This is a genomic window from Asticcacaulis sp. P2_C5, assembly GCF_056404555.1.
In genome coordinates, this window is record NZ_JBFUDU010000005.1 from 129,526 (window position 1) to 144,490 (window position 14,965).

A 14,965-nucleotide genomic window follows, 5' to 3' on the forward strand; every position below is an offset into this window, starting at 1 on the left:
TGGCTTTACTGACCGGCCTCGAATTGTTTCACGATCTGGTAGGTCGCCAGACGCAGGTCCAGGTCGGCGGCGCGATCCTGCTTGCCGTCGTCATTGAGACGCATCTGGGTCAGCTTGCGCGCCGGATCTATGTCGAAGGCGACGATCAGCTGCATGATTTCGGGCTTGCTGAGGTTGGTCGCCTGCAGCCGGGCATTGATATTCAGGACATTGTCCTCAAGCTCGGTCTGGGCTACCGCGGCAATGGCGGCCAGGCGATACTTGTCCGTTTCCGATAGCTTGCTGAAATCGATGTGACGGGCGACTTCCTGGATGATCAGCTTCATATGCGTGGTGGCAATGAATTTGCGGACCAGGGCGTCGGTGCCATCAGTACGGAACAGGGTGCGGACCAGGCTCAGCCGTTCCTCGAAGGCGGGATCGGCGGGTGCCGTGGTCGCGGCGGCATAGGTCGCCGCCTGTTCGGCTGTAGTATTCTTGTTCGGGTTCTGGAAGGCGGCGACAATGGCCCGGGCGGCCTGTTTGTCCCACAGCCCCATGTCCGGTACGGCCGGCTGGACGCCCTGGCCCGAGGCGATGCCCAGTGTCATGCCGACAGGGATCGACGGTGGGGCGGTGAGGGCCAGGAAGGCTTCGAGGGTCTTGCTGTCGTCATGCGCCGATACCACGGCGACGTCGCTGCTGTGCGCCACGCTGGGCAGGGTGATGTTGGTGGAGACGGGTGCCGGCGTGCCGCCGGGCCTGGGCTTGCCGACGTGTTGCATATAGAGGTCGAGCTGCTTCGACTGGTCTGCGCTCAGGGGTGCTTCGGCGTAAACGGTCCCAACACCCAGGGTCATGACAGCAAGGCTGCCAAGTACGGTCATCAGGAGACGAGTATGAAGACGGCGAACAAATACGGTCACTAAAAAAACTCCCCCGACCCCGGATTAAGGACCCTCGGATTAAAAACTAGCTGGCCATCGATTCCTGGAAGGTCTTGATGATCTTGATCACGGCATCGACCATATAGGCCTGAACCTGCTGGGCGGCGGCTTCACCCGCCTGGAATTTGGTGGAATTGTACTTGGCTGCGGCGACCGAGGAATTGGCGGCGATCAGTTGCTGGATCTCATCGGCGCTGAACCACTGCGACTGCGCGACGGCGATATCATTGATCAGCGAGGCTTCGGTCTGGCCCAGGACCTGGTCGGCAATGGTGTTGAAGCGCGCGCTATCGACATCGGACAGGGCGGGCTGGCCGGAACGGTCGATAACGATCAGCCGTGTGGCGGACTTGGTGTTGCTGATGACGTTGCGGATGTTGCGCGAGACGCCGTTCAGTTCCATCAGTTGCTTGTAGAGATCGACCTTCTTGGCGGCGCCGGCTGTGTCGGCGGCGTCATTGAGCTGGGCCACGGCGACGGTGGCGACATCGCCGGCGGCAACGGCGTAATGATTGGATGGCGCGGCAGCGACGATTTCCTGCGCCAGCACAGGGGCGGCGCACAGGGTCATCATCAGAAAAGCTGCGGTGGCTACGCGGATCGTCTTCATGACGAAAGTCCCCCTGAAGCACAAAAGTAAACGAACGATAAATCAGGGGAAGGGTGGTGGCAAGGCTTGAATCGGCTATGGTGGTGGATTGCGCCAAACGGTGTGGCGAATTCGCCGGTTTTTAGCGCAGAAGGGGATTATTAGCCCGCTTCAACCTTGCAAGCCATACCACGGACGCTTAGTTTTTGGGCCCATGCTCATGCGAGATTCCCATGCCCGTCATATCGCCCCGACTCCTTGCTGAAAGCCTGACCGAATACTGGTCGCCGCGTGTCATCGGTGAACTGGACGACAACTATCTCAAGGTCGCCAAGATCGAGGGCGTGTTTGGCTGGCATGCCCATCCGGACGAGGACGAGCTGTTCCTCATTCTCAAGGGCCACCTGCGCATCGAGATGGAAGACGGCGCCGTCGAGCTCGACGAGGGCGACATCTACGTTGTCCCCAAGGGCGTGCGCCATAATCCGGTCGCCGAGACCGAGTGCCACGTCATGCTGATCGAGAAGAAGGCGACGCTGCACACCGGCGACACCGTCACGGAACGGACGCGCACACTGGAAGAGCAGCTTCGCCCGCTTGGCGCCTAGATTAGTGCCCCGTGGCAGTGCTTGAACTTCTTGCCTGAGCCGCATGGGCACACGCCGTTGCGCGACGTGTTTTCCCAGCCGCCGGGCAGGGCGGTGACGGGCAGGGCTTCGCGTTGTTCCGGGGTCAGGTCGTCGCTCAGCTTGGCCGCACGCTCATTGGTCCCGGTGATCGGATCAAGATGCACTTCCTGGAACTGGCGGCGCGCCGGCGCCTGAAGCGGGATTTGCGGCGGCGGGGGCGCCTGGTCCGGTTCGGGCGGCTGGAAGCGGATTTCCATGGTCATCAGCCAGCGCGTGACCGAGTGGCGCAGATTGACCAATAGCGCTTCGAACATGGTGAAGGCTTCGGTCTTGTATTCGTTGAGCGGATCGCGCTGGCCATAGCCGCGCAGGCCGATCACCGCACGGAGGTGGTCGAGGTGCATCAGGTGCTCGCGCCAGTGCATGTCGATCATCTGCAGCAGGAACTGCTTTTCGAGCGACTTCATCTGGTCGGAGCCCAGCAGTTGCAGGCGCTCTTCCATCTTTTGCGACGCAAAGGTCTGCAGGCGTTCCTCGAATTCCTCGTTGGCGATGCCTTCCTCGGCCGCCCACACTTCAAGCGGCAGGTCGAGGCCGGTCAGGGCCAGAACCTGTTCCTTCAGGCCGGCAATATCCCACTGTTCGGCATAGGCCTTGGGCGGCAGGTGGCGTTCGACGATATCGTGGATCGTGTCGGCGCGGAATTCGTGGATCAGTTCGCTGAGATCGGTCGAATCCATGAAGTCCTGGCGCTGCTCGAACACGGCCTTGCGCTGGTCGTTGACCACGTCGTCGTATTTCAGCAGGTTCTTGCGGATTTCGTAGTTGCGCTGTTCGACGCGCTTTTGCGCCGTGGCGATGGCGCCGTTGAGCAGCTTGTGCGTGATCGCCTCGCCCTCTTCGACGCCGAGGGTCTTCATCATGGCGTTGAGACGGTCGCCGGCGAAGATACGCATCAGGTCGTCTTCGCACGACAGGAAGAATTTCGAGCGGCCGGGGTCACCCTGACGGCCGGTACGGCCGCGCAGCTGGTTGTCGATACGGCGGCTTTCATGGCGTTCGGTGCCGAGCACGAACAGGCCGCCGGCCTGCAGCGCCATCTGCTTCAGGTCGCCGACCTGGGATTCGATTTCGGCGCGCTTGGCCAGCAGCTGGTCCTGGTGAACCTCGTTGCCAGCGGCGTCCTGTTCGGACAGCCACTTCTGAACACGCATGTCAATATTACCGCCCAGCTGGATATCGGTACCGCGGCCGGCCATGTTGGTGGCGATGGTCACGGCGCCCGGAATACCGGCATCGGCGACGATCTCGGCTTCCTGCTCGTGGAAACGCGCATTGAGGACGTTGTGCGGAATGCCCTTGCCCGACTTGTAGACGATGTCATAGGCGGCTTCGCCCGCCTTGAGGATGTCCTTCTTCTCGGCCTTGGCGAACTGCGGCTTGAGCGTGCGCGACTGCTCGACCTTGTAGCTGTAGGCGTCGAGGAATTTCGACAGGTCTTCCGACTTTTCGATCGAGGCCGTACCGACCAGGATTGGCTGGCCCTTGACGTAGCAATAGGCGACCTGGCCGGCGATGGCGGTGAACTTTTCCTGTTCGGTGCGGTAGACCTCGTCGTCGTCGTCGATACGCATGATCGGGCGGTTGGTCGGGCACTCCAGGACGTCCATCTTGTAGATGTCGCCGAATTCCTGGGCTTCCGTTGCGGCCGTGCCGGTCATGCCCGACAGCTTGCCGTACATGCGGAAATAATTCTGGATGGTCACCGACGCCAGGGTCTGGTTTTCCGGCTGGATCTCGACGCCTTCCTTGGCTTCGATCGCCTGGTGCAGGCCTTCCGACAGACGGCGCCCGGTCATCATGCGGCCGGTGAATTCGTCGATCAGGATGATCTCGCCGTCCTTGACGATATAGTCCTTGTTCAGCGTGTACAGCGTATTGGCGCGCAGGGCCTGGTTGGCGTGGTGGACGAGCGAGATATTGACCGGATCATAAAGACCGGCGGAATCCTCGGCGATATGGCCGGACGCCATCAACATTTCTTCCAGGCGTTCCGAACCCAGTTCCGACAGCAGCACCTGGCGCTGCTTTTCGTCCAGTTCAAAGGTTTCCGGTTCGACGATCATTTCCAGGATGGTGGTGTTCAGGACCTTGTACAGTTCCGAACGGTCCTCGGTCGGACCGGAAATGATCAGCGGCGTGCGCGCTTCGTCGATCAGGATCGAGTCGACTTCGTCGACGATGGCGAAGTTGTGTCCGCGCTGGACCATGTCCTGGACCGAATAGGCCAGGTTGTCGCGCAGATAGTCGAAGCCGAATTCGTTATTGGTGCCGTAGGTGACGTCCGAAGCATAGGCCTGCTTCTTCTGGCCCTGCGACATGCCGCTGACGATCACGCCGGTCGACAGGCCGAGGAAGCGGTAGACGCGGCCCATCCACTCGGCGTCGCGCTTGGCCAGGTAGTCGTTGACGGTAATCAGGTGGACACCCTTGCCCGACAGCGCATTGAGATAGACCGGCGCCGTGGCGACCAGGGTCTTGCCTTCGCCGGTCCGCATTTCGGCGATGCCGCCCTTGTGCAGGATCATGCCGCCGACCAGCTGGACGTCGTAATGGCGCTGACCGATGGCGCGCCAGGCGGCTTCGCGGACCACCGCGAAGGCTTCGTCCATCAGGGAGTCGAGCGAGGCGCCCTTGGCGATGCGTTCACGGAAGATCGCCGTCTGGCCCTGCAACTCCTCGTCGCTCATCGCTTTCATTTTGGGTTCCAGAAGCGTGATCTTCTGGGCGCGGCTCATGAAACCGCGTACCTTGCGATCGTTGGAAGAGCCGAAGAGCATTTTGGCGATGGCCAGCATAGAGTACCTAACTAGACGTCTGTGTTCCAGGCCGGGTGTAAAAGCACCAACTAACCTGTTAGATGTTATGGGTTGTGTTGTAGGGCGCCTGGTTTCTTGTATGTGACCGTGTTCACGTAATAGAAACGCGTTTAGGGTCAAATAAGCCGGAAATTGCGCTTTTCAAGCACGGGCACTGACTTAAGCGGCTGAATGGTGTATGTCAACGCAGCCGCCCTTTGACGGGACCAGTTTGGGACAGATTTATGTATAAACGCCGTGGTATTCGCCTTGCCTTGACGTTACTTGCCGCCTGCGTGCTGGGCCTCAGCGCCTGTCAGAAGCCGCAGACCAGCCAGCGCCCGCCGGAACCCGGCGATGTCGCCGTGGCGCGGATCGACGGAGACACCATCTGGACCTCGGATGTGCGCAACGAAGCCATCGCCCAGGGCGCCATCGGCCCGGGTGAGCCGCTCGACATGACATCCGACCTGTTTACCCGCACCCTCGAAGAGGTCATCGACCAGCGCCTGCTGGCCAAGGCAGCGCGCGCCAAGGGCATCGACAAGTCGATCGCCGCTCAGCGCCGGCTGCAGGCCCAGGAAGACCGTATCCTGGGCGACATGCTGGTCGAAACCACCATCGACCGCGATATCGACGAAAAGACGGTCAAGGACCAGTATGACGAACAGGTCAAGCTCAGCAAGCAGTCCGAGGAAATCCGGGCGCGCATCATCCTGCTGAAGACCAAGGAAGACGCCGATACGGCGCTGAAGGCTGTCCAGGGCGGATCGCTGTTCGAAGCCCTGGCCATGGAACGCTCGATCGACCAGGCGACACGCTTTAATGGCGGCGACATGGGCTGGTTCACCACGGACATCATGCCCGTTGCCTATAAGGGCGTCCTGACCACCGCCAAGGTCGGCGACACGGTCGGCCCCGTCCAGGCCGACGGCGGCTGGGCTATATTGCGCGTCGAGGACCGTCGGCCCGAACAATTGCCGTCGCTGGAAGAAGAACGTCCGGTCATCATGCGTTACCTGATCTACAATCAGGTCGCCGGCCTGCTGAAGAATCTGCGCGAAGGCGCCAAGGTCGAGCGTTTGATCGACCAGTCGACGCTTAACGAGCACAGCGGCCAGGAACCGGCCACCGCAGCGCAAGGCGCGTCGGACGACTCGGCCAGCCAATCGGACGATGTCTCATCGGCTTCGGCCAGTGCTTCGGTTACCGCTCCGGCACCGAAAAAGGGCAAGTCTGTCGCCCTGTCGATTCCGCTGGGCCAGGTGAAGCCGGGCGCATCGCGCCTGGTCGCGACCTCGCCCGTCAAAACCCAGGCCGTCGGCGGTCACAAGGGCTTTGCGCCGGCCTCCGCGCCAGGCGGCTAATTGGTCGTTGGCAGATCCAATCTATGAATCGGACCGCGTTTTATTCAACAATCAAAGATTCTGGCTTCACAGTAATCGCTTATGTGGATCGTCCGCAGTTTTTTGGAAATTGGCGGGCACATTTTAAACGTGGCAATAATCGCTATGAACTGGTCAGCGATAGTCGAGAAGGCTGGCTGACGCTTTGGCGTCAACGCGATAACAAAGGCGAAAGGCTCTTTGAGGTTGACTCAAATATGCTCAATCAAGAGCAAGAGACGGCGCTCATTAAACAGTGGTTAGAGGCTGTAAAAAATCTTGAATTCAATTCAGTGCCACCGCCCGGCTAATTCCAATGGCGTTAATTTTGTAACGCCCAAGCCGGGTTAACGCGTTGAGTTTCCACCGCCTGTGGAGCCCCCGAAACTTGAAAAGCACTGAAATTGCGGATTATTTCCTTCTCCCCCGCCTGAGGGGAGAAGCGGGACGGCCCGTGCCGTGGGCCAAAGGTCGGCGCGGGGCGGCGAGCCTGAGGGGTCGTCCTGACCGCGAAGCTGCTCTGAAAGTGGAATTCAACCCCTCACCCTGCGCTTCGCGCTTCCCTCTCCCCTCAAGTGGGTAGAGGGGAATATCTACGAATATGCGGTTTGTTCGCTGGTGGACTACTCCCTTGGGAGTTACTTAATTTTTGATCTTTCTTCGCCGATCCCATTTATCGCAGAGGGGGGCGTCCCATAGCGTGGCACGCGCATAAAATCAGCGTTGGCGAAGCGATGCTTGTCTGTTAAGGGCACGCATCCCTTTTGCTTTTCCGGGAGCGCGCCATGTCCAAGTCCCCCACATCTTCGCAGTCACCAGTCGATCTGGCGGCGCAGGGGCTTGAGCGCGCGCTCGATCCTTTTACCAGTGCGATCCGGCGCACAGTGCAAAAGGGCGCGGAGCTGGCCTCCCAGCTTGGCCATATCGGTGAAGAGACGCCAAAACCGGTTGCGACCGCCGCGGTGCCGGGCAAGCCGGGCCTGGCCGTGTCACCCCTGGCCGTGGCCCTGCCGGACATGCCACCGGTCGCGGGGGTCCAGCTGTCGACCGACCGCGCCGGCTTCTACAAGCACGACCGCAAGGACACGCTGCTGATGAAATTTGCCGAGGGCACGACCTGTGCCGGCGTCTTCACGCGCCACACCATCGGCTCGGCACCGGTCGATTGGTGCAAAAAACAGCTCGATACCAACGGTGGCAACGATGTCCGCGCCATGGTGTGCAATGCCGGCTGCGCCAATGCCTTTACCGGCAAGGCGGGCGCCGATGCGGCGCGACGGACGGCGTCTGCCCTGTCGCGCCGCATCGACTGCCGCCAGCGCGACATCATGTTGGCCAGCACAGGGGTGATCGGTGTCGTGCTCGACGATTCCAAGATCGCGGCACGCCTGTACGAGCTGGAAAAGAACCTGCGCGCCGATGCCTGGCACGATGCCGCCCAGACCATCATGACGACCGACACCTTCCCCAAGGGCGCCCACGCCACGGCGGTGATCGATGGAGTGACCGTGCGCATCAACGGCATCGCCAAGGGCTCGGGGATGATCGCGCCGGACATGGCGACCATGCTGGCCTTTATCGCCACCGATGCGACGCTGTCGCCCGGCGTCCTGCAGGCCCTGCTGGCCCTGTTCACCCGTACGACCTTCAATTCGGTGACGGTTGATGGCGATACCTCGACCAACGACACCTGCCTGCTGTTCGCCACGGGCGCGGCCGGCGCTGCAAAGATTTCGCGGGCCGGCGACAAGCGCCTGGCCGATTTCAAGGACAAGCTGGAGCGGGTCATGCACAGCCTGGCCACGCAGTTGATCCGCGATGGCGAGGGCGCGACCAAGTTCGTCAAGGTCAATGTCACCGGCGCCTCCAGCCCGGCCTCGGCCCGCAAAATCGCCAAGTCGATCGCCGAAAGCCCGCTGGTCAAGACGGCGTTTGCCGGTGAGGACGCCAACTGGGGCCGGATCGTCATGGCGGTCGGCAAGACGGAAGAGCCGGTCGATCGCGACCGCCTGGGTGTTCGCTTCGGCGATCTGATCGCGGCGGAAAACGGCGCGGTGTCACGCGGCTATGACGAGGCGGCGATGAGCGCCTATATGAGGAACGCCGAGCTTGAGGTCAGCGTCGATGTCGGCGTCGGCAAGGCCGCAGCCCATGTCTATACCTGCGACCTCACCCACGGATATATATCCATCAACGGCGACTACCGCTCTTAGGAAATCGCGGTCTTTGGCCGATTGCGTCGCAGTCTGCGCTGGCAGGTACTAAGTGTACCTGCGGCGCTTGCCGGCTAGCACTCGACTCAAATCTCACGATTTTCGCGACGGTGCAAAAGCAAGGAAGTGAGTAAAATGATGCTGTTGGTCTTGCCACTTGACTTTCCTTTGCCCACCCCGCGTGCGGGGAGGGTGGCGCGAAGCGCCGGGCGGGGGGCTTTCTCCAAGTGTCACATTCAGGGGCGGTCGGTATGAAAACCCTGCTTGTCGTTGCCGCTGCCCTGGTTGATGGTGAGGGCCGGGTGCTGATCGCCCAGCGGCCGGAAGGCAAGCAACTGGCCGGGCTGTGGGAGTTTCCCGGTGGCAAGGTCGAACCCGGCGAGACGCCCGAAGTCGCCCTGATCCGCGAACTGCGCGAAGAACTGGACATCGAGGTCAAGCAAGCGTGTCTTGCACCGTTTGTTTTTGCGTCGCACACTTATGACGACTTCCATCTGCTGATGCCGCTGTTCCTGATCCGGCGCTGGGAAGGCGAACCGGAAAGCACCGAACACCAAGCCATCAAGTGGGTAAGACCCAACGATATGCGTGACTATCCCATGCCGCCGGCAGATCTGCCGCTGGTCGCATGGTTGCAGGATTTTATCTGAAGAGCTTCATGACAAGGAGGACGACATGGCCGGTATCAAGGACGATCCCTGGAGACTGACGACACCGCCCGGCACCTCAGCCTATGAAATGTATCGCGACATCAAGGACGGCAAGGAGGTCATTGTCTGCGTCGTCGGATCGACCACGCTGTTCTACGATGCGCGCTGTATCGACGACCTCCACGCCATGCTGAAGGCGCACGGTGACTGGATAGACCTGGGCGGCGCCGACGAGCAAAAAGATGTCAAGCCGGGTACGGTCGAGGCGTGGGGCCGCTCGCCCGACAATCCGCTCGGCGGCTGGTATGGCCTCAAGAAGGGCTTGCGCGGCCGTTTCGGCGTCTATCTGCCGCCCCTGCTCGAAGTCCTGGGCCTCGCCGAACTGACCCACGACGCCAAGAACAACCGCATGCGGGCGAAATAATGCCGGAGCTGCTGTCGGTTTCGTTAACGCGGATTATTGCTGCGGCGCCGCAGGATCGCGACTGGTGGTTGATCGGCAGTGTCGCCGCCAAGCTGTCCGGCATCGATCTCGACCCGCAAGATGTCGATGTACTGGCTTCTCGATCAACGATTGACAGATTTGTCGCCAATCTGGGCGGCGGGGTAGTCATGGGGACAGAAAACGACCGCTTTCGCTCGACGCCGTTCTGCCGTGTCGAGGTGCCGGGCGGGTTACCTATCGAGTTGATGGGCGATCTTCACGTCCGTCATGGCGACGTCTGGCAGCCCTTGGTCATCCGCACCCGTGTCGCAGTCGATACACCGGTTGGCCGCGTCTATGTGCCCTCGGTCGACGAGCAAGCGGAGATTTTCGAACGCTTCGGCCGGCCGAAGGACCTGGCCAAGGCGCGGCGCATTAGGGTTTCCGGTGGTTAATCGCTAATACCTTGTTAAGGTTGGTTAATTTTAACGCTTTCGTCATACTTTTTGTTAGGCTCGCCATGGCATTATGGGCTGGTTCAGGGGAGCCCGCTATGCTTCACGGTCCTTCATACCGCGCCGGACCCGATCCGGATATTCAGTCGCTGCGCGCCCGCCGGCGCTTCGGCCATCACAGGGGCGACCAGGCCACCAAGGCGCCGCGCCGTAACAGCCTGACCGGCTTGATTTTTCTGGCCTTTCTTGCCGTGTCGGCCCTGGTCTTCACGCGCAATATGAGCCTGTTCGGCCTGTGGCTGGGGGTGAAATCGGTCGCCGTTTCGACCGGTTGCGCCGTGGCTGAAGACCTCGGCCGGACGAAGAACGGCGACCAACGCATGTGGGCGGACGGCAAGTATCGCGAAAGCGGCGGCTGCGCTCACGCTAGCGACTAAAGCCGGCCTTCCTTGACCCCCAAGGCATCGGCCAGGCGCATCTTCGCCGTACCCGGGCGCAACGGCTTTTGCTGCGACTCGTGAGCCTTCCAGCCTGACAATGTGATTATCTCGAACGTCGCCGCAATCCGCCCCTCCGCATCGGCGAAGCGCTCGAAATAGAGCTCGCTGGTGCGTGTCAGTATGGCGCGGTTCAGCCCCGTGCGCGGCCGGTCGTGCAGGATATTGCTCTCGGCCATGGCGCGCAGGTCGGCCATCAGGCGCAGCGGATGTTCATAGGACACCGTCACCCGGTCGCTGTCGACTACCGGCATGGCAAACCCCGTGCGCTTCAGCAGATCGATCAGGTCGGGACCTTCGGCGAAGGGCGCGATGCGCGGACCATAGCCGCCGCGCACCTCGATCTCCGCCTCCATCAGGCAGGCGCGAAGCTCCTTCAGGGTCTCGCCGCCGAACAGCGAGGCGATGAACAGGCCGTCCGGCGTCAGGGCGCGGCGGATCTGCACCAGGACGCCGGGCAGATCGTTGACGCTGTGCAGGGCCAGGTTCGATACCACCAAGCTCAGTGCGTCATCGCCGAAGGGCAGGGCTTCCTCATCCATGATCAACCGCGCCGCGCCCGACTGCTGGGCTGACAGGGCCTGGGACAGTTCGCTCTCGATCAGCAGCCCGACCTTGCTGGCGGCCGGGGACGTCGCGAGGGCGCGACCGAACCTGCCGTCACCGGCGCCGATATCGAGCGCCAGGTCGAAATGCCGGTTGATCACCGACAGAGTGGCCAGGGTGTCTTCAATAACGCGGTCGCGCAAAAAATGAGCTTGCGCAAAACCGCGCGCGGCGCGATTCCTGCGTGTGGCGAGCAACGGGCGGTCGAACAGGCGGGGAAGATCGGACATGAGGGACATATATGCCTAGATTGTCCTCGCGTTTAGGCCATATCGCGTCCGAGGTTAAGGAATTTGTCGGCGATCGGGTCAGTATCGCCCATCTGCGGGCCGTGGCAACGCATCTGGCCGACATGGTCTTCCCGCCGCATGGCCTGGCCGGTGAGGCCGACGATACCGGCAGTATCGGCATGGAGGCCGGCCTGTGGGCAAAGATCCGCTTTCTCGAAGGCGACGGCTGCGAGATGTGCGCCCGGCCGTTCGACAGCGGTCTGCATTTCGGCCGCGGGGCCCTATGCCAGACGTGCAGCGACGCACCCTTTCCGTTTTCGCGCACCCGTGCCGCCTGCGTCTATGGCGAGGCCTCCAAAGGTGTGATCCTGGCCTTCAAGCACGGCGACCGGCTGGATGCCGCACCCATGCTGACGCGCTGGCTGGAACGCGCCGCTGCTGATATTCTTACAGAGGCCGACGCGATCGTTCCGGTCCCGCTACATTGGCAACGTCTATGGAGCCGGCGCTACAACCAGGCAGCGGAACTGGCCCGGCCCCTGGCTAAACGCTTCGGCAAGTCCTTTCTGGCCGCCGATCTGCGCCGTATTCAGCCGACCAAACAGCAGGGCCACGCCTCGGCCCAGGTGCGCTGGGACAATGTCAAAAACGCTTTCCGCGTAACGCCCAGCGGGGTAAAACGGATCGTGGGCAAGCGGATTGTGCTGGTCGACGACGTTTTCACCACAGGGGCGACCCTGAAAGCCTGCGCCCGAGAACTGTTGAAGGCCGGCGCGGTGCAGGTCGATGTTGCAGTATTGGCGCGGGCGATCCGGGAGACGCTATGACAGATTATGATGACATGACGGACTATTCAGCTGAAAATATCAGAGTCCTTACTGGCTTGGAAGCTATTAGGCAGCGACCGCGAATGTATGTTGGAAATAGGCCGATCCAAGGCGCCATCTCGACTCTCTGCGCAGGTGTCGCCGAATGCAGCAACTCCGCCTTTGAGGTTTACCGGGGCGATGATTTTGTGGTGATCACTTCCGATACAGATTGGCTAGCAGGACACCGGCCAATCGAAAACTTTTTCAACGAAATTGGGTATCGCTATTGCGGCGAGGCGATCGTTGCAGCTCTATCCGCCGCCTATTTTACCGATGGTCCAGCGGGGCAGGTATCGGCCAATATGACCTTCGACGATATTCCGTCCGAATATCGCGCCCGCATCGCCGGCAAGACCAGATTCCTGATCTTCGATATCCGCAGCCCGTATTTCCAGCCGGTTTCTCAAGAGACACCTGAACTTTAAAATTCGCGGATTGTGACTATATTGGTGACAGTTCAGGCTTTCCCTGTTTTGTTAGCGTGGCATCAACGAGTACACCATGGCCAAGATTGATATCTATACCAAGCCCTATTGTCCCTATTGCGAGCGCGCCAAGGCGCTACTGGAGCGCAAGGGTGTCGAATTCAACGAAATCGTCGCGTCGAGTGATCCGAACTTGCGTTCGCAGATGAACAGCCGCTCGGGTCGCTATACCTATCCCCAAATCTTTATCGATGACCTGCATGTCGGCGGCTGCGACGACTTGATCGCCCTGGAGTCACGCGGCGGACTGGATCCGCTGCTGGCTGCTTAGGTGAGCGAACCTCTCGACATAGCCCTGGTGCAGCTGACGACCCCGGCCGATCAGGTCGCGGCGCTCGACCATGCTGCGCCCTATATCACGCAGGCGGCACAGAGCGGCGCCAAGCTTATCCTGCTGCCCGAATGCGCCAATCTGGTCGAGCAGCGCCGCGACTATAAGGCGGGCAAGCTGCGCTCCGAAGGCGACGACCCCTTTGTCATCGGTGTTCGCCAAATGGCGCGCGACCTGAAGGTCAGCCTGTTGATCGGCTCGGTGATCATCACCGCCGAGAACAGCGACAAGGCGGCCAACCGCACCTTGCTGATCGACGATACAGGCGAGATCACAGCGCGCTACGACAAGATCCATCTGTTCGATGCCGACACACCCGACGGCCGTTCCTATCGCGAAAGCGCCACCATGCGGCCGGGCGACCAGGCGGTGGTGGCCCGGACACCTTGGGGCGGGCTCGGCCTGAGCATCTGTTACGACGTGCGCTTCGCTCACCTCTATCGTGCCCTGGCCAATGCCGGCGCCGACATGATCGCTGTGCCCGCCGCCTTTACGGTACCGACCGGCCAGGCGCACTGGGAGGTCATGCTGCGCGCCCGCGCCATCGAAACCGGCGCCTTTGTCCTGGCCCCGGCCCAGGGCGGGACGCACGAAGACGGGCGTTCAACCTACGGCCATTCCCTGGTAGTCGGGCCATGGGGCAAGGTCCTGGCGATACTGGACCACGACCGGCCGGGATTTGTGTGCTACAGACTCGATTTGGCCGAGGTTGCCCTGGCGCGACAGTCCCTGCCGCAACTCCGGCACGACCGCGCATTTGCCGGTCCATAGGTAACATATGATCAAGTACGCGTTGAAATGTGACATCGACCACGAATTCGAGGCCTGGTTTGCCTCGTCGGACGGTTATGACGACCAGGTCCGTCAAGGTCTGGTCGAATGCCCGATGTGTGGTTCCACACGGGTGATGAAGGCGATCATGGCGCCGCAGGTTCGCACCAGCAAGGGCGCCGACACCCTGGCTGATACCCAGAAAGCGGTGGCCGAGGCCATATACCGCCTGCGTCGTCACGTCGAAACCACGCACGACTATGTCGGCAAGGGCTTTGCGGTCGAGGCCCGGGAGATCCACGAAGGCCTGGCGCCCGACCGGCCGATCTATGGCGAGGCGACGCCCGACGAGGTCAAGTCGTTGGTCGAAGACGGCGTTCCCGTGGCGGCCATTCCGGTGTTCAGCCCACCGACGGACGATGGCGCCGAGATCAAGGCGCTACCCAAGCGTTCGATCAGCCCGGCGGATCAACGCAAGCTGAACTGAGGTCCGAATAGATAGGGTTTGGAACCGCGAATGAACGCGAATGAACGCGAATAAATGCGAGCTTTGCTCGCGTCATTTCAAAGCTGCAAGAACCATTCAGGGCATCCAAAAAATTCGCGTTTATTCGCGTTCATTCGCGGTTCCAAAACTCTTCACCCATGCCCAATCCATAACTCGTCAGCTATTCGTTCTTGACTCATTCATAGCTCATGAGTTATGAATGGCTACATGGACAACGCGCAGGATTTTCTCTTCCAGACCCTGGCCGACCCCACCCGAAGAGCGATCTTCGAGCGCCTGGTCACGGGCGGAGAACAGACCGTGCGCGTCCTGACCGGTCATGCCGGTGTATCGCAGCCGGCCGTCTCGAAGCACCTGGCCATGCTGAAAACGGCAGGCCTGGTGCTCGACCGGCGTGACGGCCGCCAGACCCATTATACGGCCTTGCCGGCCGGCCTGACACCCTTGACCGGGTGGATGAAGCAGTATGGCGCCTTCTGGGAAGGACGCCTCAACAAGCTTGAAAACCTGCTCGACAGGATGGACCAATAGGGAGGACC

The 14,965-nt window shown here is 61.2% G+C and carries 18 protein-coding genes; 14 read left to right on the top strand and 4 right to left on the bottom strand.

The features are described 5' to 3' along the window. Positions 1-5 precede the first annotated feature (5 nt). Positions 6-905 carry a hypothetical protein gene (locus AC1DXO_RS10465; RefSeq protein WP_476978080.1) on the bottom strand — a complete coding sequence of 300 codons (900 nt, stop codon included), beginning with the start codon at positions 903-905 and terminating at the stop codon, positions 6-8. A 46-nt stretch (positions 906-951) separates the two neighbouring features. Next, positions 952-1,536, bottom strand: coding sequence for a DUF2059 domain-containing protein (locus AC1DXO_RS10470; RefSeq protein ID WP_476978081.1), 585 nt, complete (start codon positions 1,534-1,536; stop codon positions 952-954). Positions 1,537-1,748: 212 nt separating this feature from the next. Here AC1DXO_RS10470 and AC1DXO_RS10475 point away from each other — a divergent pair, with 212 nt between their 5' ends. Next, complete coding sequence (locus AC1DXO_RS10475) at positions 1,749-2,123, top strand: cupin domain-containing protein (RefSeq protein WP_476978082.1); 375 nt, start codon at positions 1,749-1,751, stop codon at positions 2,121-2,123. Here AC1DXO_RS10475 and secA read toward each other — a convergent pair. Further along, a complete protein-coding gene (gene secA / locus AC1DXO_RS10480) occupies positions 2,120-5,002 on the bottom strand; it encodes a preprotein translocase subunit SecA (RefSeq protein WP_476978083.1) in 2,883 nt (960 codons plus the stop codon). The genes AC1DXO_RS10475 and secA overlap by 4 nt on opposite strands. Positions 5,003-5,247: 245 nt before the next feature. On the opposite strand from secA, the gene AC1DXO_RS10485 reads away from it, so the two are divergent. The 7 genes from AC1DXO_RS10485 to AC1DXO_RS10515 all read left to right on the top strand — a co-directional run bounded on the left by AC1DXO_RS10485 (position 5,248) and on the right by AC1DXO_RS10515 (position 10,566). After that, positions 5,248-6,369 carry a peptidylprolyl isomerase gene (locus tag AC1DXO_RS10485; protein WP_476978084.1) on the top strand — a complete coding sequence of 374 codons (1,122 nt, stop codon included), beginning with the start codon at positions 5,248-5,250 and terminating at the stop codon, positions 6,367-6,369. Positions 6,370-6,392: 23 nt separating this feature from the next. Next, positions 6,393-6,698, top strand: coding sequence for a hypothetical protein (locus AC1DXO_RS10490; protein WP_476978085.1), 306 nt, complete (start codon positions 6,393-6,395; stop codon positions 6,696-6,698). A gap of 474 nt (positions 6,699-7,172) precedes the next feature. Continuing rightward, positions 7,173-8,600 carry a bifunctional glutamate N-acetyltransferase/amino-acid acetyltransferase ArgJ gene (argJ, locus tag AC1DXO_RS10495; RefSeq protein ID WP_476978086.1) on the top strand — a complete coding sequence of 476 codons (1,428 nt, stop codon included), beginning with the start codon at positions 7,173-7,175 and terminating at the stop codon, positions 8,598-8,600. Positions 8,601-8,851: 251 nt separating this feature from the next. Continuing rightward, on the top strand, positions 8,852-9,250 hold the full coding sequence (mutT, locus tag AC1DXO_RS10500; RefSeq protein WP_476978087.1) for an 8-oxo-dGTP diphosphatase MutT: 399 nt from the start codon (positions 8,852-8,854) through the stop codon (positions 9,248-9,250). Positions 9,251-9,275: 25 nt separating this feature from the next. Then, a complete protein-coding gene (locus AC1DXO_RS10505; RefSeq protein ID WP_476978088.1) occupies positions 9,276-9,674 on the top strand; it encodes a DUF6855 family protein in 399 nt (132 codons plus the stop codon). Then, positions 9,674-10,129, top strand: a complete 456-nt coding sequence (locus tag AC1DXO_RS10510; RefSeq protein WP_476978089.1) for a hypothetical protein — start codon at positions 9,674-9,676, stop codon at positions 10,127-10,129. The genes AC1DXO_RS10505 and AC1DXO_RS10510 overlap by 1 nt, the downstream gene beginning before the upstream one ends. A gap of 98 nt (positions 10,130-10,227) precedes the next feature. Continuing rightward, entirely contained in the window at positions 10,228-10,566 is a 339-nt protein-coding gene (locus AC1DXO_RS10515; RefSeq protein WP_476978090.1) for a hypothetical protein, read from the top strand. Here AC1DXO_RS10515 and AC1DXO_RS10520 read toward each other — a convergent pair. Further along, positions 10,563-11,462, bottom strand: a complete 900-nt coding sequence (locus tag AC1DXO_RS10520; protein ID WP_476978091.1) for a methyltransferase domain-containing protein — start codon at positions 11,460-11,462, stop codon at positions 10,563-10,565. The two genes, AC1DXO_RS10515 and AC1DXO_RS10520, sit on opposite strands and share 4 nt — an antisense overlap. A gap of 11 nt (positions 11,463-11,473) precedes the next feature. On the opposite strand from AC1DXO_RS10520, the gene AC1DXO_RS10525 reads away from it, so the two are divergent. The 6 genes from AC1DXO_RS10525 (at position 11,474) to AC1DXO_RS10550 (ending at position 14,957) form a co-directional block, all read left to right on the top strand. Beyond that, complete coding sequence (locus tag AC1DXO_RS10525; RefSeq protein WP_476978092.1) at positions 11,474-12,289, top strand: ComF family protein; 816 nt, start codon at positions 11,474-11,476, stop codon at positions 12,287-12,289. Beyond that, positions 12,286-12,756 (top strand): hypothetical protein, encoded by a 471-nt coding sequence (locus tag AC1DXO_RS10530; RefSeq protein WP_476978093.1) that lies wholly within the window; start codon positions 12,286-12,288, stop codon positions 12,754-12,756. Before AC1DXO_RS10525 ends, AC1DXO_RS10530 begins: the two co-directional genes overlap by 4 nt. A 76-nt stretch (positions 12,757-12,832) precedes the next feature. Beyond that, positions 12,833-13,087: a glutaredoxin 3 gene (gene grxC, locus AC1DXO_RS10535; protein ID WP_476978094.1), complete on the top strand. Its 255-nt coding sequence runs from the start codon at positions 12,833-12,835 to the stop codon at positions 13,085-13,087. After that, positions 13,088-13,918, top strand: a complete 831-nt coding sequence (locus AC1DXO_RS10540) for a carbon-nitrogen hydrolase family protein (protein WP_476978095.1) — start codon at positions 13,088-13,090, stop codon at positions 13,916-13,918. Positions 13,919-13,925: 7 nt separating this feature from the next. Then, entirely contained in the window at positions 13,926-14,405 is a 480-nt protein-coding gene (locus AC1DXO_RS10545) for a DUF1178 family protein (protein WP_476978096.1), read from the top strand. 228 nt (positions 14,406-14,633) lie between these two features. Continuing rightward, positions 14,634-14,957, top strand: coding sequence for an ArsR/SmtB family transcription factor (locus tag AC1DXO_RS10550; RefSeq protein ID WP_476978097.1), 324 nt, complete (start codon positions 14,634-14,636; stop codon positions 14,955-14,957). Positions 14,958-14,965 lie beyond the last annotated feature (8 nt).